The organism is Paenibacillus sp. FSL R7-0189, from assembly GCF_037969925.1.
Lineage (GTDB): Bacteria > Bacillota > Bacilli > Paenibacillales > Paenibacillaceae > Paenibacillus_AQ > Paenibacillus_AQ odorifer.
On the sequence record NZ_CP150223.1, the window covers coordinates 1,006,352 to 1,024,350 of the forward strand.

21 protein-coding genes are annotated in these 17,999 nt (G+C 44.7%); 4 read left to right on the forward strand and 17 right to left on the reverse strand.

From position 1 onward, the window contains the following. Positions 1 to 20 precede the first annotated feature (20 nt). Both MKY63_RS04230 and MKY63_RS04235 read left to right on the forward strand, forming a co-directional pair. Positions 21 to 953: a glycosyltransferase family 2 protein gene (locus MKY63_RS04230; RefSeq protein WP_076099014.1), complete on the forward strand. Its 933-nt coding sequence runs from the start codon at positions 21 to 23 to the stop codon at positions 951 to 953. A 173-nt stretch (positions 954 to 1,126) separates the two neighbouring features. Further along, positions 1,127 to 2,233, forward strand: coding sequence for an FAD:protein FMN transferase (locus MKY63_RS04235; protein WP_036681858.1), 1,107 nt, complete (start codon positions 1,127 to 1,129; stop codon positions 2,231 to 2,233). 158 nt (positions 2,234 to 2,391) lie between these two features. Here the strand turns inward: MKY63_RS04235 and MKY63_RS04240 are convergent, their stop codons facing one another. From MKY63_RS04240 to MKY63_RS04285, 10 genes are all read right to left on the reverse strand, one after another. After that, a complete protein-coding gene (locus MKY63_RS04240; RefSeq protein ID WP_076147446.1) occupies positions 2,392 to 3,114 on the reverse strand; it encodes an HAD family hydrolase in 723 nt (240 codons plus the stop codon). Between the two features lie 33 nt (positions 3,115 to 3,147). Then, complete coding sequence (locus tag MKY63_RS04245) at positions 3,148 to 3,609, reverse strand: GNAT family N-acetyltransferase (RefSeq protein ID WP_076185717.1); 462 nt, start codon at positions 3,607 to 3,609, stop codon at positions 3,148 to 3,150. Between the two features lie 102 nt (positions 3,610 to 3,711). After that, the gene (locus tag MKY63_RS04250; protein ID WP_339811634.1) at positions 3,712 to 4,218 is read right to left on the reverse strand and encodes a metallophosphoesterase; all 507 of its coding nucleotides are present in this window, start codon (positions 4,216 to 4,218) and stop codon (positions 3,712 to 3,714) included. A gap of 202 nt (positions 4,219 to 4,420) precedes the next feature. Continuing rightward, positions 4,421 to 5,614 carry an anti-sigma factor gene (locus MKY63_RS04255; protein WP_339811636.1) on the reverse strand — a complete coding sequence of 398 codons (1,194 nt, stop codon included), beginning with the start codon at positions 5,612 to 5,614 and terminating at the stop codon, positions 4,421 to 4,423. Then, positions 5,607 to 6,110, reverse strand: a complete 504-nt coding sequence (locus tag MKY63_RS04260; protein WP_036681849.1) for a sigma-70 family RNA polymerase sigma factor — start codon at positions 6,108 to 6,110, stop codon at positions 5,607 to 5,609. Before MKY63_RS04260 ends, MKY63_RS04255 begins: the two co-directional genes overlap by 8 nt. A 167-nt stretch (positions 6,111 to 6,277) precedes the next feature. Then, positions 6,278 to 7,282 (reverse strand): siderophore ABC transporter substrate-binding protein, encoded by a 1,005-nt coding sequence (locus MKY63_RS04265; RefSeq protein ID WP_282579687.1) that lies wholly within the window; start codon positions 7,280 to 7,282, stop codon positions 6,278 to 6,280. A gap of 122 nt (positions 7,283 to 7,404) precedes the next feature. After that, positions 7,405 to 8,160 (reverse strand): ABC transporter ATP-binding protein, encoded by a 756-nt coding sequence (locus MKY63_RS04270; RefSeq protein WP_339811639.1) that lies wholly within the window; start codon positions 8,158 to 8,160, stop codon positions 7,405 to 7,407. Continuing rightward, positions 8,154 to 9,098 (reverse strand): iron chelate uptake ABC transporter family permease subunit, encoded by a 945-nt coding sequence (locus MKY63_RS04275; RefSeq protein WP_036681842.1) that lies wholly within the window; start codon positions 9,096 to 9,098, stop codon positions 8,154 to 8,156. The genes MKY63_RS04270 and MKY63_RS04275 overlap by 7 nt, the downstream gene beginning before the upstream one ends. 2 nt (positions 9,099 to 9,100) lie before the next feature. Next, positions 9,101 to 10,048: an ABC transporter permease gene (locus MKY63_RS04280; protein ID WP_036681839.1), complete on the reverse strand. Its 948-nt coding sequence runs from the start codon at positions 10,046 to 10,048 to the stop codon at positions 9,101 to 9,103. 227 nt (positions 10,049 to 10,275) lie between these two features. After that, entirely contained in the window at positions 10,276 to 10,536 is a 261-nt protein-coding gene (locus tag MKY63_RS04285) for a YqkE family protein (RefSeq protein WP_339811644.1), read from the reverse strand. Between the two features lie 91 nt (positions 10,537 to 10,627). On the opposite strand from MKY63_RS04285, the gene MKY63_RS04290 reads away from it, so the two are divergent. After that, the gene (locus MKY63_RS04290) at positions 10,628 to 10,972 is read left to right on the forward strand and encodes a helix-turn-helix domain-containing protein (protein WP_339811647.1); all 345 of its coding nucleotides are present in this window, start codon (positions 10,628 to 10,630) and stop codon (positions 10,970 to 10,972) included. A 17-nt stretch (positions 10,973 to 10,989) separates the two neighbouring features. Here the strand turns inward: MKY63_RS04290 and MKY63_RS04295 are convergent, their stop codons facing one another. Both MKY63_RS04295 and MKY63_RS04300 read right to left on the reverse strand, forming a co-directional pair. Then, positions 10,990 to 11,493: a GNAT family N-acetyltransferase gene (locus tag MKY63_RS04295; RefSeq protein WP_076185721.1), complete on the reverse strand. Its 504-nt coding sequence runs from the start codon at positions 11,491 to 11,493 to the stop codon at positions 10,990 to 10,992. Positions 11,494 to 11,518: 25 nt separating this feature from the next. Then, the gene (locus MKY63_RS04300) at positions 11,519 to 12,361 is read right to left on the reverse strand and encodes an SDR family oxidoreductase (RefSeq protein ID WP_339811649.1); all 843 of its coding nucleotides are present in this window, start codon (positions 12,359 to 12,361) and stop codon (positions 11,519 to 11,521) included. A gap of 225 nt (positions 12,362 to 12,586) precedes the next feature. Here MKY63_RS04300 and MKY63_RS04305 point away from each other — a divergent pair, with 225 nt between their 5' ends. Continuing rightward, the gene (locus MKY63_RS04305) at positions 12,587 to 13,681 is read left to right on the forward strand and encodes a Xaa-Pro peptidase family protein (RefSeq protein ID WP_076128106.1); all 1,095 of its coding nucleotides are present in this window, start codon (positions 12,587 to 12,589) and stop codon (positions 13,679 to 13,681) included. Between the two features lie 84 nt (positions 13,682 to 13,765). Here MKY63_RS04305 and MKY63_RS04310 read toward each other — a convergent pair whose 3' ends face one another. The 5 genes from MKY63_RS04310 to MKY63_RS04330 are packed head-to-tail and all read right to left on the reverse strand — an operon-like array spanning position 13,766 to position 17,998. Next, positions 13,766 to 14,731 carry a nitronate monooxygenase family protein gene (locus MKY63_RS04310; protein ID WP_339811651.1) on the reverse strand — a complete coding sequence of 322 codons (966 nt, stop codon included), beginning with the start codon at positions 14,729 to 14,731 and terminating at the stop codon, positions 13,766 to 13,768. A 6-nt stretch (positions 14,732 to 14,737) separates the two neighbouring features. Then, a complete protein-coding gene (locus MKY63_RS04315) occupies positions 14,738 to 15,541 on the reverse strand; it encodes an energy-coupling factor transporter transmembrane component T (RefSeq protein WP_339811652.1) in 804 nt (267 codons plus the stop codon). Next, entirely contained in the window at positions 15,534 to 16,391 is an 858-nt protein-coding gene (locus MKY63_RS04320; protein ID WP_339811654.1) for an ATP-binding cassette domain-containing protein, read from the reverse strand. The genes MKY63_RS04315 and MKY63_RS04320 overlap by 8 nt, the downstream gene beginning before the upstream one ends. Further along, positions 16,376 to 17,176 carry an energy-coupling factor transporter ATPase gene (locus tag MKY63_RS04325; RefSeq protein ID WP_339811656.1) on the reverse strand — a complete coding sequence of 267 codons (801 nt, stop codon included), beginning with the start codon at positions 17,174 to 17,176 and terminating at the stop codon, positions 16,376 to 16,378. The genes MKY63_RS04320 and MKY63_RS04325 overlap by 16 nt, the downstream gene beginning before the upstream one ends. Continuing rightward, on the reverse strand, positions 17,177 to 17,998 hold the full coding sequence (locus MKY63_RS04330) for an SDR family NAD(P)-dependent oxidoreductase (protein WP_339811658.1): 822 nt from the start codon (positions 17,996 to 17,998) through the stop codon (positions 17,177 to 17,179). It abuts the gene before it with no gap. Position 17,999: the final 1 nt, after the last annotated feature.

The window sequence follows — 17,999 nt, forward strand, 5'->3', positions numbered from 1 at the left end:
TTCCGAAGGGAGATCCCCATATGCATGATGTATCTATAGTGATACCTACCCGTAACCGTATAAACGACCTTACAGTGTGCATAGAGTCTATAAGCAAGCAGACAGAGCTAGAGAATGTCTCCATCGAGCTCTGGATTGTAGATGACGGTGAGATTCCTGTAGAGAGATTAACCTATTATCGTAACATACTGAACAAATTGCCACAGGCTGAGTTTCGATATCATCGTAAGACTAATCCGGGACTCTGGCTTTCCCGTTATGAGTCACTTGGACTAGTAAATGCTGAAATTGTGCTTCATTTAGACGATGATGCAGAATTAGATGATTCCTTATATATTCGACGATTACTTGATACTTATGCAGCGGACGATTCAATTGTCGGTGTAGGCGGTGTGGCAAAAGGCATGCGCAGCAGCAAACCGGGCCGGCTGTTTGGCATGCTGACCGGACAAATGTCCGGATCCCCGGGCAGATTATCCCCAAGCATGTTTGCAGGCTCCCTATTCCTCTGGGGAGAGAAGGAGCAGGTTTTTGAGACCGATTTTTTTCACGGCTGTAATATGTCATTCCGGCGCTCAGCATTACAAGATATGAAACCCTATCCCTGGATGACAAGTTACTCCATTGCCGAGGATATTTACTTGTCCCATTTGGCTAGCCGTTATGGCAAGCTTGTCATTAACCCGGCTATGAAAATCATTCATCATGAGTCGCCGGGTTCTCGGGATAAGGCGGGCGTTGTTGCAAGAGCTACTGCCATCAATCATTATTATCTGCTCAACTTACGTAAAGCACCCCCTATGAATTATGCCGCATTGATCTGGACGTTAACCTGTCTTACAGGTAAAGAAACTCTCAAACGAAATTTTAAAGCCGTTAGCGGTTATGCCAAAGGAATCCTTTTCGTAATGAATCCTCGTAAAAACAAATACCGTGAATACATGCTAGATTAGCTTAATAGCTACCTCTATATCCACAGCGTTGCTCCGAATCAGATTGCGGGGCTTTTTTTTCGTGCAGACGGAGTTGTACGTAAATACGCCATGAAATTAATTTCCATCAACTTCTGATCTAGGGTATGATAGTAATAATGTGTTTTAGAAACTAACTTTATGGATGGTGGAATATGTTCAAGAACAAAAAAACGACGTTGATCCTCGTTGTTATCGTCATCGTCGTCATAGCTGTCGGCGCTTGGCTAATTACTAAAAATAAGGATGACAAAGCGACGGAAACACCGGGTGGCGCAACAGCTTCAGGAAAAGGCGAAGCCAAGTCACTCTCACAGACCTTTTATATCTATGACACGGTCGTGAATATCAAAGTGTTCGGAGAAAATGTAGCCCAAAAAAATATGGATGATATCCAGCAAATGCTGGAGCGAATGGATATGGAGCTTAGCCGTACAAAAGAAGGCGGCGAGGTTTACGCAGTCAATCAAGCAGCAGGAAAAGAAGCGGTTGTCGTTTCGGACGAGACCTTAGATGTTGTAAAACAATCCGTGCAATATGCAAAAGAAATGGACGGGCTATTCGATCCCACGATTGGTCCGCTGATCGACCTCTGGAACATCGGTAGTGGCGGGGATAAAGTCCCTGATCCAGCAGCTATCGATGCAGCCAAGAGCCTAACCAATTACAGGGACGTTGAAATTGACGAAGCTGCTAAGACCGTGAAGCTACTGAAGGAAAATATGGTACTGGATCTTGGAGGTATCGGCAAAGGGTATGCTGCTGACCGTATCGCTGATTATTTAAAAGAGCAAGGCCTTAACAGTGCAATGATCAACCTCGGCGGCAGCAGTATTATTGCGTTAGGTACGAAACCAAACGGAACGGATTGGAATATTGGTCTGCAAGACCCTGACCAAAGCCGCGGCACACAGCTAGGAACGATTAAAATCGCAGATGAGGTCATCGATGCTTCTGGTGTTTACGAACGTTATTTTATGCAAGACAATGTTCGTTACCACCATATTCTTGATCCTCGCACAGGTTACCCTTCTCAGAACGGTCTCAAAAGCTTGACCATTATGAGCCCTAATGCAACAGATGCGGACGCTTTGTCCACTGGGGTATTCTTGATGGGGATCGAAGAAGGCATGAAATATCTGGAGTCGTTACCTGAAGATGTAGAAGCTTTCTTTATTACCGATGACAACAAAATCTACGCCACACCAGGCATTAAAGAAAGAATGAATCTGACTGACCCTACGTACAGCTTCGCTGATTAAATGAAATAGAGCTTGCCCCCATAAAGCCATTATTGGCTTTGGGAGGCAAGCTCTTTTGTTGTGGATAAAGGTTCTTTGGCGTGGCTGAGGGATATTCATCGCCCATTCATAGCCCAGCAGCCTGATAATTAGGGAATTCCTCCCTAATTAATTCCTGATCAAGATTTTTGCAGCACCAAAGGCAACTCGCTAAATTCCTTATAATTCGTGAAAATATAACTAGGCTTATGATCCGTAGCCGGCTGTCTGCCTCTCGGATTATACCAGCAGACCTTCCAGCCAGCCGCAAGCGCTCCTACTACATCATTAGCCCAAGTATCACCTATATAAAGCGAATGGTCTGGTGAAGTGCCAGACTTCTGATTTACATGCAAAAAGAGTTGCGGATCTGGTTTGGCCAGACCTACAGCGTCAGAAATAAAAATCATCTCCTCGGGGATCATCTGATCCAGACCTAATCCGCGAATCTTTTTCATTTGATGATCTTTGGGTCCATTCGTAATGATGCCTACTTTATGACCAGCAGCAATGAACCTTTCCAATTGCTCCCGAACTCCATCTATCATTTGAATGGTGTACTGACGGCCAATGTATGCCGCTTGTACCGCCGTGGCTTGGTCACGATCAAGCTGTAAACCATACTCTGCAAAAGCAAGCTCCAATCGGCGTACCCTTGTCTCCTCCAGCGGAATTTCTCCACGTAAATACATAGGCCATAATACATCACTATGATGTCTTACTTTATAAAATAATTCCGCAAAGTCCAGACTGCTCTCATCCGGTTTAAGTACTTGACGCACCGCTTCTTTAAATGGAACCAAATGATCATATAAGGTATCATCAAGGTCAAAAAAGATTGCCAACTTATTACTTGTATCCACTTTAACGCCCCTTACTCGTCTTTCTCTCTAGCTTTAGAAAAAAAGGTTATAGGTATAAAAATCATCATCCCGAATGTAGCCATGCGCTTCATATAAGCGCTGTGCCCCCACATTCGCCGTCATTGTTGTCAGGGACAAGCCCTTCGTATTCGTTGCGAGCGCATGAGCTCTGGCACTTTCCAGCAGCTTGGAGCCGAGCCCATGACCTCGCAGTTCCGTAGTTACATATAGATCATTCAATATCCAGAGACGCTCCATAGAGACCGATGAAAAAGAGGGATAGAGCTGGGTGAAGCCCCACGCTCGTTTCTCCTCGCCTTCTCCCTCCACCGCAATAAAGATTACCGAATCGTTCAGCTTCAATCGATCTGATAAAAAAGCGCGCGCACCATCCAGATCAGAGACTGCCCCATAAAATACCCGATACTCATCAAACAATGGGATAAGCCGTTCCAAATCATCATAGATCACACGTTCAATACGATAGTTATTCATCCTCAACGCTCACTTTCCGGCTTGGGCCGTTTTAACGTTATTGTATATTTCAGCCGTACCGTGCACCATGGAGCGAACGCCAGATCATTTGGACAATTATTCTTATTCTTTGGAATCGTAGAACACATGCCGGGCACTGACTTTACCCTCTTCGATATCCAAAATTCCGAAGGAATACTGTTTCTCACGTCGTTTATCCGTTGGCGATCCTGGATTAAAGAGCAGAATCCCATTCTCTTCCCGCAATAAAGGCTGATGCGAATGACCAAAAAGAATACAATCCACCTTATCGTTCGCAAAAGCAAGCAGCGCATTCCCGTCCGTTCCTTTGCGGGAGTGTGGCGTATGACCATGGACCATTCCGATCCGGACTCCCTCAAGCGTTAGCAGCTTACGCTCCCCGAAACGCTCGATGATCTCTATTCCATCGTTATTCCCAGCAATCCCTTCCACTGGAGCCAATTCAGCCAACAAATCGTAGATTCCCATACTCACCCAATCTCCAAGATGCAGAATCAAGTCTACATTCCGGAATTCAGCAACAAGTGCTTTGGGCAAAGACTTAGCCATTCTTGTCATATGTGTATCTGATACCACGCCTACTTTCATATAACTCAGCTCCTAATCTATCATACTCATCTCATATTCAAATAATTGTACGATTTGCTTAAACGAGAAGCAAGTTCTGTGACTTCTCCCACACAGAAAAGCCGGGTACACCCCACTAACACAGGGCATATCCGGCTGCCATTAAGTAATTCCAAAGAAATCATTTATGCTTACTACCTTCTACAGTATTTAGCATCCCAACTCAGTTCTCTCTATCCTGCCAATTCCATAATCTTACTTCTTCAACATGAATATTACTGATCCATTTTTCTTCCTTTAACTTGAGCAGCTCTTTAACCGGACCGGTTACGACAGCTCCATACAGCCTAACTCCGTTCTTCTCCAGATAACTAATGGAGTCATCCAGATCAATAAACGGAATTACCTTGTTGGCGATCGATTTATGCTCCTGCATTAAGTGCAGTGTCTTAAGGAAGTTCGCATTACGAAGTTCACCATCCCCATATGAGTCTACAGATGGAGAAACACTCGTGCGGCTAGTCCCCCCTCCAAACCAACCCCACTTTTTCTTTGACTCTTGTGTCACCTTCATATCATCGGCATGCCAGATGGGCGTACTTGGAAATCCTAAGGGATCATTTATTACTGGCTCTTGTATCCTTGGACCTGTATCTGCTGCGAACCATAAAAGCTCAAGATTTTTATGCTGAAACTTCTTCAATAGCTCATCTGTCGTAAAAAATTGCTCAAAAGACAAATAGGCTTCTCCTACCGTACCTTCAGGGAGCTTTTCTAGTTTTTCCCACTCACTGCTGTCATCCATCCTATTTTCTGCAGACTGGTTCGCAGTGGGATAGATAAAGTAATTACCTGTCCCACTGCGTTCATATGTCCATGAATAACTATAAATTCTGGGCCAGCCTAATAGAAACTTCATCGAATAATCTCCAACATTAATCCGCGCATCACCAATTTGTTTTATTATTTCACCCTGCAGATTCATACTAAAAAACGGTCCGGAATCGCTACTCAAATGGACGATCGTGTTCGGCTGTGAAACAGCAATTGCGGAAGAAACGACATCACGGTAAGTCTCTCCTCTTTCTCCAGTGCCATAAAATACCGCTGTGATGATACTGCTGACAATCAAAAAAATCAAAAATGCAGAAATCACCGTCAAAGTATTTGATATGCGTGCTTTCCACTTGCCACGGCGGATGATCTTTTTTTCTTTGCCGGGTCTGTTTCTTTTACCCTTTCCGAATTTTATGCTCTTCTCCTCATCTGAAGCCGGCTTTTCTTCACTCATGAGTTCATCCAGATAAGCCTGGTAAGCTTCCATCTTCTCTAGCTCACGTTCAACCTCATCCCTATCCTTATCAGCAAGAGTGCCTTCACCATACCTTCTTAACTTCTCCTTAAACTCTTCACTCATGTTCATTTCTCCTCCGCTCTGCCTCACGCAGCTTCTGTCTGGCCCGAAAGATCAATATCTTATATTGGGACAAGCCCACATCCATAATGTCCGATGCTTCCCGATAACTCAGCCCATGAAAATCATGCAGCAGCAGTGCATTTCTCTGATTGTCCGGTAGCTCACCTACTGCTATCCTCATCTCTTCCCAACGTTCCTGATGAAGCAGTGTGCTTTCTGTGGTATCTGGATGAGCAAGCTTTTTGAAATAATCCTCACTCTGAACTGTACTGCGGCCTTCCTTTCGCTTGTAATCTACGAAGGCGTTATAAGCGACACGGAACAACCATGGCTTAATCTTCTCTTCTTTACAATCCTCCAAATGTAGATAAGCGCGATAAAAGGTTTCTTGCATCAAATCTTCAGCCGCATAATGATCACCACAAAGGGAGCGCAAATAGCGGTAAATATCCATCACATACATCTGATATATTTCATCCAATGACTTTCGCTTCATGCACTCCCCCCTTAACCTAACCACGTATCCCAGCCTGAAAAGTTACAGATAAATTTAGCAACTAGTATGAATATACCAGTAATTCCATGGAAAAAAGCGAAAAAAAGCCTGCTGGCAAGGAGTATTACTCCTGCCAACAGGCTTTTTAATTCACCAAGCTACTCTGCTTACAGAACAACTTCAACTTCTTTGAGCATTTCGCTAACGGATATTAAACCGCCACCGGACAAATACCAGTAGTTAGGATCCAAGTAAATGATTTTACCGTTTTTAAAGGCATTTGTGTTCTTCACTAGATCGTTTTCAACTGCTTTTTTAGCTGAGCCGGCTTCGCCGCCATCACTCTTCACAGCCGCATCTCTGTCCACTACAAACAGATAATCCGGATTCTTATCCGCTACATATTCGTAGGATACGCTTTGTCCGTGAGTGGATACTTCAATTTTATCATCAGCCTGTGCAAATCCGAACACATCATGGATAATCCCAAAACGGGAACCTGCACCGTAAGCACTGATTTTTCCTTCATTCGCAAGAATAACAAGTGCTTTTTTGCCATCAGCTGTTGCCTTCGTATTCAAAGCTTTGATGGAATCATTGATAGTCGCAAGCTCAGTTTCTACTTCTGCTTCTTTTCCAAAAATTTGACCCAGCATTTTCACGTTATTCGTAAAAGATTCCATGTAGTTTGCATTATCTACAGCCACATACAGAGTAGGTGCAATTTTGCTGAATTCTTCGTAAGAATCCTGTTGTCTGCCGGAAATGATGATCAGGTCCGGAGAAAGACTGTTTATTTTTTCGAAGTCAGGCTCTTTCAAACCCCCAACATTCTCATATTTAGCATCGTTATATTTAGAGAGATAAGCCGGTACATTACTTTGAGGCACTCCAGTCACCTCTACACCCAGTTTATCCAGCGTATCCAGTGTACCGAAGTCAAAAACAACCACTTTTTGCGGATTGCTTTTGATAGTTGTTTCGCCAAGCGCATGCTTGAAAGTAAGCTCTGTCGGTGCTGTAGTAGCTTCCGTTGTTGGTGCAGTAGTAGCTTCCGAATTGCCTGCCGCTGCTGTGTTGTTATTTGAAGTTGCTGCATTATTGGAGCCACAAGCCGCCAAGATTACCGCAAGAAATACTGTCATAATCAGTAAAGATAAGTTCTTCTTCAACGTATTCACCCCTAATTTTTATAGTGAAGCTATTTGAATTATTCGCGTATGCGTTAAGAAGCTGGCGCCTTTCACTTCTTACGTTACGTCATAATAATATCCGCATTGTAATAGTTACCTTTTTAGAAATAGACACCGATTTTTCGGCCTCCTATAGTTTCAATAGGAATGTCCATGTCATATACCTCTTTAAGAACTGCAGAATCTATAATTTCATCCGCTGTACCCGAGGAAGCTACTCTTCCATTTTTAAGCGCAACAATGTAGTCAGAGTAACAAGAAGCAAAGTTAATATCGTGGATAACGAGCACAATCGTCTTCCCCTTCTCGTCTACCAAGCGGCGAAGCACCTTCATAATTTGGACGGAATGCTTCATATCAAGGTTGTTCAGCGGTTCGTCGAGCAGAATGTACTCTGTATCCTGAGCCATGACCATGGCAATATATGCCCGCTGGCGTTGCCCTCCACTGAGCTGATCAATATATTTATCCTGCATCTCTTGGAGATCCATGTAAGCAATCGCTTCGTCAACGAACGCCCGATCCTCCGGACTCAGCTTCCCCTGTGAATACGGGAATCTCCCAAAAGAAACGAGCTCCTTCACAGTGAGGCGTACGCTAATATGATTGGACTGCTTTAACACTGATATTTTACGAGCAAGCTCATTACTTTTGCAGGTACCGATTTCCTTACCTTCGATCAGCACCTCTCCCGCGTCTTTAGAGATAAGTCTGCTGATCATGGAGAGCAGTGTACTTTTACCCGCACCATTTGGTCCGATAAACGAGGTAATTGCGCTCTTTTTAATGGACAAGGACACATCATCAACGACGGTTACTCCGCCATAACGTTTGGTTAAATTTTTAACTTCTACCACGACTTATTCTCCTTTAACAGCAGATAGACGAAGTAGACGCCGCCTGCAAAATTGATAATCACACTAACCGTAGTATTGAATCCAAAAACACGTTCGACCAGGAACTGCCCGCCGACAAGCGCAACAATGCTCAGCAGAATCGTTCCAGGAATCAGATAGGCATGCTTATAGGTACGGAACAGCTGGTGTCCCACATTAGCTACCAACAAACCTAAGAAAGTGATTGGCCCCACTAAAGCCGTCGAGATCGAAACGTAGATAGATACAATAACTAGCAGCCTTTTGACCACATAGTCATAATTGATGCCCAGATTAATGGCTTCATCTTTTCCAAGCGAAATAACATCCAAATACTTAACAAATCGCAGGAAGTACAACGTAGTTAGCGTCAGGACAATGGTGGAAAGAATCAATAGGTCACTGCTGACATTGTTGAAGCTGGCGAACATTTTCCCCTGTAGAATCAGGAATTCGTTCGGATCAATAAGCACTTCCATAAAAGAAGACGCGCTCTGGAACATCGTCCCCATGATCAGCCCTACCAGCAGCAGGAAATAAATATTTTGTCCTTCCCTACGGAACATTAGCTTATACAATACGCCTGAAAACAGGACCATGAGGCACGCAGAGAACAAGAAGTTGATGTTTTTATTCATAAAGGTCATATTCGATGAACCTAAGGCATAAACACCGAACGTCTGGATTAACATGTACAGGGAATCGAGCCCGAGAATACTTGGTGTCAAAATACGATTGTTCGTGATGCTCTGAAAAACTACGGTAGAGACAGCTATCACAGCTCCGGTAATCAGAATGGCCGCCAGCTTTCTTCCCCGGCTGGGCAGAACGTAGTCCCAATTTCCCAAAGCATGATACGTCATAAACAAGACGATGAGGGCGACAGCACTTATAGATAATATAGTTAGTTTTGTCTTCATCTCTAGTTCGCCTTTCTTCTCATCAGCAAATAGATAAACAGACCACTACCGATGACGCCTACCGTGAGACTGATTGATATTTCATATGGATAGATAATGAGCCTGCCCAGAATATCGCAGAACAGGAGGAACACCGCTCCGAGAATGGCTGTATGCGCCAGACTTTTTTTGAGGTTATCTCCTATGTACAACGTTACAATGTTAGGTACTACTAGACCCAGAAATGGAATCGTACCTACGGTTAAAATGACAACAGAAGAGATTAACGCTACAATTACCAATCCCACGTTGACAACCGCTTTGTAATTCATGCCAAGATTGACGGAGAAATCCTCGCCCATACCAGCTACCGTAAATTTATTAGCGAAGAGATACGCCAGAATGACAAGTGGAATGCTGATATAAATTAATTCGTATTGGCCTTTGATAATCGTTGAGAAATCTCCAAGCATCCAAGACGAGATATTCTGAATCAAATCATTTTTATACGCAAAAAATGTTGTAATCGAACCTACAATGTTTCCGAACATGAGTCCGACCAGCGGGATAAAAATACTATCCTTGAACTTGATCCGATCCAGGATTCTCATAAAAATAAAGGTGCCCAATAGTGCAAAAACAAAAGCAACAAGCAATTTCTGCATTGGCGTTGCGCCTGTGAATAACATGAGGGATACGAGAATACCAAATTTTGCGGAATCCATCGTCCCGGCCGTAGTCGGTGAGACGAATTTATTGCGTGACAGCTGTTGCATAATTAATCCGGCAATACTCATGCTGACTCCAGCGATAATCAATGCGGCTAACCGGGGAATCCGGCTTACTAGCAAGGTCTGTGCTTGAGATTCCGTAAGATGAAAGAGATCTAATGGGGATATATCTTTAACGCCTATAAACAAAGATATAAATGAAAATACTATTAGAAGTAGGGACAAATATTTTAGTTTCATGAGTTGTTCCTTATCTGTTTAATAGTTTACAAATACGCTTTTATGATAATGATTTTCATTCGCAATGTTTTAAATTATACCTAAGCCCACTTTGAGGGTCAACCCTTTCATATACTTAAATTTAAAATAATTAAGACTTAGGCTTATCTGCTTAAGTTACATAAAAAAAGACACCCTAAAGGGTGTCTTTTTAATCTCTGCATATTTTTAGCGCTAAGCTATAGGATTTATTTATATTTCTTCCAATCCTGATTACTGTTCTCCAGCAGATGTGCAAAATCATTATCCAACCGCTTCTGCTCAGCCTTGCGCTGATCTTCCACTGCCTTACGGGCAGCTTCTTTACGGTCATTTTCCTCCGCTTTCAACGCATCAGATTGCGCCTTCAGCTTTCCTAGAACATCACTGCTTAGCAGGTCTTTTAACGTAGTAGGGCCATCATTCGTAGCGGCTCTTGGTGTGGTAGGCATTTTCTTTTTTTTAGCCACTGTCCATCATCCTTTCTAGTACTGAATTAAATTGGAATTTGTTTAAGTTATTGGTCTTTTCGTTTATAATGTTTACTAAGAGGTGAGCCCTATGAAGTCCAATGATTTATGTCCCCGGCTACAAAAAAGTATGGATATTATCGGCAGGCGTTGGACTGGTTTAATTATCTACCAGCTCCTTCAAGGACCCCAACGTTTCAATGTAATTGAAGCGGCATTGCCCATCAGTGGAAGACTGCTCTCCGAACGGCTCAAAGAGCTGGAACAGGAAGGGATCGTTCTTCGAGAAGTGTTCCCAGAGACCCCCGTGCGGATCCAATATTCTTTGACGAATAAAGGTCTTGCCCTGGAATCAGTCATCCGAGACTTACAGAGTTGGTCCAAAGAATGGGTCGATTGCGACACCGAAAACCTAAATTCAACTCTCGAAATGTAAGCGTTTTATCTGAGACATTAGATTTTAAGGCCTACAATGACTAAATCACGCTCTATACCGTCAAGTTCAGCCACACCAGGCAGCATTCCCCACTCTTCAAAACCAAACTTTTTCAGTAAACCAAGGCTTGGATCATTATGTCCAAACACAAAGCCGACTAGATTCTTAATTCCGAGACTAGGGGCTTTCTCAATGGCCTCTGTCAGAAGAATTCTGCCAGCACCACCACCACGGAACTTTTCATTCACGTATACACTGATTTCTGCTGTTGCATTATACGCTGGACGGCCATAGAAGGATTGAAAACTGAACCATGCAGCAATTTCATCTCCTTGCTTCAGTACCCATAAGGGACGGTGATGGCTATTATGCTCAAGAAACCATTTCTCCCGGTCTGCAACAGTAATGGGTTCCAGATCTGCAGTTACCATCCTCCCAGCAATCGTAGAGTTATAAATATCTACAATAGCTGCTAAGTCTGCAGATGTTGCATCTTCAATTCTGCTGTTCTCCCAATTCATCCCTTAATTCCTCCAAATATGTTAATTAACTCAGGCCGACCTGCTCCTGGCTCCATTGCCACAGCCGTTCGGCCTCTATTGTATTCTGCCCTCTGGGAGACAGTTGTTTAATCTTTCTTCGATAATAATATTGACCGGTTACCTCTCCAAGATCGGGATCTGTAGCCAAATAAATCGCTGTATCGGCACCTTGTTCAGGTGTTAAGAAAAAGTATGAGAGTAACTTAAGTACCGACTTGCCGAAACCGGTCTCCCGGTTTACACCTATATTCGTCCCCACTGCTCCTGGATGCAGGCAATTCACCGTCACCCTTGTTCCGTGAAGACGCGAAGCCAGCTCCCGCGTGAACAGAATATTGGCTAGCTTGGATCGGGCATAGGCTTTTGCAGGATTAAAACGGCGAGCGAGGGTTGGATCTTCATAATGGAGCGCACCTATCTTGTAAGCACCGGAGGCAACCACAACGATACGGCCTTGCTCTGCTGCCTGCAGCGACCCAAGTAACAGATTGGTAAGTAGAAAATGCCCCAAATGATTTACGCCAAGATCCATCTCAAAGCCGTCCTTCGTAAGCTGACGCTTAATCGTGACTACCCCGGCGTTATTGATAAGTATGTCTAGCATCGGATATTTCATAGTGAATTCCTCAGCAAAGCTGCGAATGCTCTCAAGTGAAGCCAGATCACACAACATGAGCTCGATATCCTCGGAGTGGCTCTTTTGTTTGGCGGCAGCAAGTGCTTCTTCTCCCCGCTGGCGATTACGGCAAACCATAATAACTTTAGCTCCCTTGCGAGCCAGTTCAACTGTTGTGGCCAGCCCCATACCGGAATTCGCTCCGGTAACAAGTGCGATTGTTCCTCTCATTCCAAGAATCACTCCTCTCTCAACAACCGTACCCGAATAAGCTTCAGCCTAACCTTAGGAGAAGTATATTTAAAGATATGTTACACCAACTAGTAGGGTTAAGAAAAGCTTCATGTCATGATTAGCCAACGATAGTTATAGTTCGTCAGGTGCGTCTGGTCTATTTTTGATCTATAATAGGAATATTGCAGTTCTAATCGTGAAGTTGAAAGGGGAACACCAACTATGAATAATGCTCTGACAAGCCTGGAGCAGCAAATGGCGGGCGAAGGTCTGGATGCCCTGCTCGTAACAGATCCCAAGCATGTCTACTACTTAACCGGCTTCGCCAGCGATCCGCATGAACGTTTTCTGGGTCTGCTGCTGATACGCGGAGAAGAGCCTATGCTCATTCTTCCTGCATTGGATGCTGAAGCAGCTCAAGCGGCTTCTTCGGTCACCAAAATCCTAACTCATACTGATACGGATAATCCCTATAACCTGCTAAAAGATTGTTTCGGCAGCAGTAAGCTAGGTACTCTTGGCATAGAAAAGGAACATTTCTCAGTAGCCCGTTTTGAGCACCTAACCGCTGCTGTTCCAGCTGAACGGTTTAGTGATATCGGTCCATTGCTGCGCAGCATGCGCTCCAAAAAGACCCCGGATGAAGTTAAGCGCATGAAACATGCCGCTGAGCTAGTTGAGGAAGCCTTGCGCCGCGTTCTTACCCACGTAAAAACAGGCGTTACAGAAAACGATCTAGTGGCGGAGCTAGAATATCTAATGAAAAAGGTTGGCGCTTCCGGCCCTTCCTTCGACACTATGGTGCTTTCTGGTCCGAAAACTGCCTTGCCTCACGGTGTTCCGGGCAACCGGGTCATTCAACCCGGCGACTTCCTGATGTTTGATATCGGGGTGTATGCCGATGGTTATGCTTCTGATATTACACGTACCTTTGCTATTGAATCCGTGGACGACAAGCTAGTCACTATCTATAACACTGTGCTGGCTGCCAACGAAGCTGGGATCGCTGCCTCCAATCCTGGAGCACCTTTCGGCTCAGTCGACAAAGCTGCACGTGATGTGATTGAAGAAGCTGGATTCGGAGAATATTTCTTACACCGTGTCGGACACGGACTGGGCATGGATGTTCATGAATATCCATCACTTCACGGACAGAACGATGACATTATCGAGATCGGCAATGTGTTCACCGTTGAGCCAGGTATTTATGTACCTGGACTAGCGGGTGTGCGTATCGAAGATGATCTGATTATTACAGCTGAAGGTGCAGAGACCTTAACAAGCTTCCCTAAGGAACTGACTATTCTTCATTTGTAGAAAAGAATTACAAGCCACAGCCAAAAACACAGAGCAGCGATCCCTCCAATAATGAGAGAATCACCGCTCTGTGTTTTTTTAAATTCAAACCTGTGTTCCCCACATCCCGCGAACCAACTTAGCCTCTTTCACCATCCTGCCGATCAGCTCCGCGACTGTAGGAATATCTTGGATCATTCCTGTCACTTGACCTGCCCAGCCGATGCCCTCTTCTTTGATATCATCATAGATCCAGCGCTGGTTGGCTGCACCACTGATATATTCTTTTAATGCTTCATAGGTCGGTGTCACGCGTTCGATTTCAAGAATTTGATCAATGTAGTCACTACGTAACACTCGTGCGGGTGCTCCAATAGAACGTTTGATTACAACCGTATCCGACTCTGCGCCTTCTACTAAAGCTTTTTTATAAGAAGCGGCCGCATGCACACATTCCACTGTAGCAACGAAACGAGTGCCCATTTCGATTCCTTCAGCCCCAAGTGCATGAGCAGCCATCCATCCACGGCCATCTCCGATCCCTCCGGAAGCAATCACAGGAATATTAACCGCATCAACCACTTGCGGAACGAGCACCATGGTTCCAACATCGTCACGCCCTAAGTGGCCCCCTCCCTCATGCCCAACAACAATAACCGCAGAAGCCCCTAATTGTTCAGCCTTTTGGGCTTGTCTGCGTGAGGAGACAAGCACGAGTGTTATAATATCGGTGGGCTGTAACATTTCCAGTATAGGGGCTGGATTCCCTCCAGTGAGGCTCACCACGGGAACCTGCTCGTCGATGGCGACCTGCACCCGGTCTTCATAACCAATCCCATGCATGCCGATAGCAAAATTAACCCCAAATGGCTTGTCCGTTAGTGTTCGTACCCGACGTATTTCTGCACGTAAGGCCTCCGCATCCGGAAGACTCATTGCTGTAACCTGACCCAGTCCACCGATATTTGAAACCGCAGCCGCGAGGTCTGCATAACCTAAATAAGCAAGTCCTCCTTGAATAATAGGATATTCTATGTGCAATAACTCCGTAATACGGGTGTTCCATTTCATCTTCATCTACACCTTTCCTATCTTTAAGCAAAGCAGAATCACGGCAATTAAAAGGGCAGCTCCCCCTGCCAGATAATCTATTTGCTGAAATTGCAGTCTTTTAAAAGAAGTCCTTCCTTTACCATTCCCATAAGCACGCGCATCAATTGCATAGCTCAGCTGTTCGGCACGTTGAATCGTTGTGAAGAGCAAAGGGATAACAATCGGAATGTACGCATATATCCTTTTAGGCAGTGATAATACTGTAAGATCATAACCTCTAGCCTTTTGTGCGAGAAGGATACGATCAAGCTCCTCCTTGATGGTAGGGATAAAACGGATCGCAATCACTATCATTAAAGAGAACTGTTCTACGGGTACCCCCAATTTGGATAGAGGGGCAAGCAGCTTTTCCAGACCATAAGCTAAGTCCAGCGGCTTAGTAGTTAAGGTTAGAACTGAGGCTAACAAGATGAGCAATATAATACGCCATACAAAACGTAATCCTGTTTGCAGTCCCTCTTCAGTCACCCCGATAAAAAACCATGACCAGAGAACCGTCCCTTTGGTGAACACGGCATTGTAAACAAAAGTAAACAATAAAATAAATAATACCGGCCGCAGCCCTCGCCAAAAAAAATGCACAGGAACTTTCGACAGTAACAACATTCCCAGTACAAAAAAGGTTGCAACAACATAACTAATCCCCGTTCCAAGCATCATAAAGCTAAGCATGAGCATCACGATACTTACAAGCTTTGTACGAGGATCTAAACGATGAAAAATCGAATGCGTCTCCACATATTGACCGACTAATACGGAATCAGCCATGCCCTTGCCCCCTCGAATGCCAAATCGGCAAAATCGCTTCGAAGATATCCTGCTCTTTACAGCTGGCAACTTCAATCTTCTGATCAGATAATTCCTCCACTAGCTTCAAGAGTTGTACGGGTTCAGGCAAGGATAGTCCAAGTTCCAGCAGTAATTCTTCCTTTTCCAGAAACAATGTACTGGTATCATGATGCCCTTTTAACTGACCTTCATGAAAAACCATGACCTCATCTGAGAATTCGGCAACATCACCCATCTGATGCGAAACGAAGAGGATGGTGCGATTGTCTTGTTGCTGCCATTCCTTTAGTAGCCTCAGCAAAGACACTTGGCTAGCTGGATCGAGACCCGCTGTCGGCTCATCCAATATCAGCAGCTTCGGATTTGTCATCAGTACAGAGGCAATAGCTACACGGCGCTTTTCACCACCGCTTAGCTGGAATGGATTTAAGGGGAGAATCCCCTCTGGCAAACCCACTTGCGGCAAAATCATTTCAATCGCCTCTGTAATTTGCTGACGTGAAGCACCCTGCTGATTCAGAGCAAAAGCAAGCTCCTTATGCACCGTTGTTTCGAATAGCTGATGCTCCGGATATTGAAAAACGAAACCCAACTCGGGGACAACCTTTAAGCGCCCTTTAGCATCTCTGCTGGCAGGCTGCTGATTAATCCAATAGTCTCCTTTTACGGTGGGAATCAGGCCCTTCAGCACTTTGACAAAGGTAGACTTTCCTGCGCCTGTTGGACCGATAATAGAAATCCATTTGCCTTCAGGAATAGTGCAGTTTATATTGCGCAAAGCCACATGATCGGCATAGTTCACACTTAGATTTTTTAATTGGTAGACCATTGTGATCGAATTATCCCCTTCCAATCGGCTGTTAGCGGTGCTGCTGAATGGAGCAATGTATGTACACGCACTGCGAAGGGCAGTTGTAATTGATAGTCCGCAACAGGCATGGTTTCAAAAAAAGTCAGTGGATCGCCGTCAAACTCAAGTCGCCCTTGGTGCAGGAGTAATACGCGTTCTGCTGCAAGCACTTCCTCCATATGGTGGGTGATATGAATAAGCGTCAGGCCTTGACGATGCAGCTCTTGCATGATGGAAAGAACCTGCTGTCTTCCCTGAGGATCAAGCATTGAGGTAGCCTCGTCAAAAATAATGACTTGCGGGCGCATCGCCAATATAGCTGCGATAGCGACACGTTGCTTTTGACCTCCAGATAGCTGATGTGGCATAGCCTCCAGATAATCCTCCATATGAACGGCCTGTAAGGCATGATCCAATCGGCTGCGCATTTCCTCCCTAGGCACACGGATATTCTCCAAACCAAAAAGCACCTCATCCATAACGGTTGTGGTGATAAATTGATCCTCTGGATTCTGAAAAACAAAACCGATTTGCTGATGAATCTCCGCAAGATCCGTTGGTTTTGCTGTGTCCAAGCTCTTAAATTGTACAGTCCCTTTTCGCGGCAGCAGCAGTCCGTCCATGAGCTTTGCAATAGTGGATTTGCCAGAACCATTTGCCCCGACTATCGCCACAAACTCTCCTACTTCTATCGTAAAGCTAATATCCTCCAGAAGAGGTTGTCCTTTTTTATAATAAAAACAAACTTGATCGAAGGTAAGCATTTATTCAGTCCCCTTTTGACGGTGCCAAGCAGAAAAAAATGCCTCAATGCTATTCTCGGAAAATGCAGGTGCAGGCTTCTCCCATTTTGTCACTTTTGATCCATTCACAGCAAAGATTTCACCGGTTAAATCCGCGTCGGACTCATTCAATAATGCAGTCACGAAGGAAGCGATAGCCTCCGGGTCACCTATTCTCCAAAAGTCAGGCAAAGGTTCATTACGACTGGCATGTTTTTCCTTCAAATGGTCAATTATAGGTCTGGTCATATCCGTTAATGCCGCTGGAGAAATCGCATTGACCCTAATCTGGTCACGTTTCAGCTCTGCTGCAAGTGTCCACATCATGCCGAGTATTCCAGCCTTGGCTGCACTGTAATTCACCTGACCCACGGAACCTGCTAGTCCAGCAGCAGAGGTCATCAACAGGATATCCCCACCTGTTTCACGCATATGTGGTAATACTCGTTGAATGCAGTAATAAGTGCCATTTAAATGCACATCCAGAACCGTCTTCCACTGTTCATCCGTCATACGTTGACATTTCTGATCCTGCACAATCCCCGCGTTAGCTATCAATACCTCGATACGACCGTATCGGGCAATGACCTCACCTACCATGGCAGTGACTGCGACTGGATCGGCTACATTAGCAGCGTACCCTAGTGCCTCTCCGCCTGCCTGGCGGATCTCGCGCATAACCTCATCAATTAAGACTTGTTTCGTACCATTTACAACCACTATATAACCTGACTTGCCAAGCTGCATGGCGATACTACGTCCGATCCCTCTTGTTGCTCCAGTAATTAAGGCCACTTTATTCATC

Excerpts from the sequence above, each read along its gene's own strand:
- MKY63_RS04275 (WP_036681842.1), bottom strand. The coding sequence starts at position 9,098 with ATGAAGACAAAACTAACTATATTATCTATAAGTGCTGTCGCCCTCATC.
- MKY63_RS04245 (WP_076185717.1), bottom strand. The coding sequence starts at position 3,609 with ATGAATAACTATCGTATTGAACGTGTGATCTATGATGATTTGGAACGG.
- MKY63_RS04310 (WP_339811651.1), bottom strand. The coding sequence starts at position 14,731 with ATGAAATGGAACACCCGTATTACGGAGTTATTGCACATAGAATATCCT.
- MKY63_RS04295 (WP_076185721.1), bottom strand. The coding sequence starts at position 11,493 with ATGAATTGGGAGAACAGCAGAATTGAAGATGCAACATCTGCAGACTTA.
- MKY63_RS04280 (WP_036681839.1), bottom strand. The coding sequence starts at position 10,048 with ATGAAACTAAAATATTTGTCCCTACTTCTAATAGTATTTTCATTTATA.
- MKY63_RS04305 (WP_076128106.1), top strand. The coding sequence starts at position 12,587 with ATGAATAATGCTCTGACAAGCCTGGAGCAGCAAATGGCGGGCGAAGGT.
- MKY63_RS04330 (WP_339811658.1), bottom strand. The coding sequence starts at position 17,998 with ATGAATAAAGTGGCCTTAATTACTGGAGCAACAAGAGGGATCGGACGT.
- MKY63_RS04320 (WP_339811654.1), bottom strand. The coding sequence starts at position 16,391 with ATGGTCTACCAATTAAAAAATCTAAGTGTGAACTATGCCGATCATGTG.
- MKY63_RS04300 (WP_339811649.1), bottom strand. The coding sequence starts at position 12,361 with ATGAGAGGAACAATCGCACTTGTTACCGGAGCGAATTCCGGTATGGGG.
- MKY63_RS04260 (WP_036681849.1), bottom strand. The coding sequence starts at position 6,110 with ATGAAGCGAAAGTCATTGGATGAAATATATCAGATGTATGTGATGGAT.
- MKY63_RS04235 (WP_036681858.1), top strand. The coding sequence starts at position 1,127 with ATGTTCAAGAACAAAAAAACGACGTTGATCCTCGTTGTTATCGTCATC.
- MKY63_RS04315 (WP_339811652.1), bottom strand. The coding sequence starts at position 15,541 with ATGGCTGATTCCGTATTAGTCGGTCAATATGTGGAGACGCATTCGATT.
- MKY63_RS04230 (WP_076099014.1), top strand. The coding sequence starts at position 21 with ATGCATGATGTATCTATAGTGATACCTACCCGTAACCGTATAAACGAC.
- MKY63_RS04290 (WP_339811647.1), top strand. The coding sequence starts at position 10,628 with ATGAAGTCCAATGATTTATGTCCCCGGCTACAAAAAAGTATGGATATT.
- MKY63_RS04250 (WP_339811634.1), bottom strand. The coding sequence starts at position 4,218 with ATGAAAGTAGGCGTGGTATCAGATACACATATGACAAGAATGGCTAAG.
- MKY63_RS04255 (WP_339811636.1), bottom strand. The coding sequence starts at position 5,614 with ATGAGTGAAGAGTTTAAGGAGAAGTTAAGAAGGTATGGTGAAGGCACT.
- MKY63_RS04325 (WP_339811656.1), bottom strand. The coding sequence starts at position 17,176 with ATGCTTACCTTCGATCAAGTTTGTTTTTATTATAAAAAAGGACAACCT.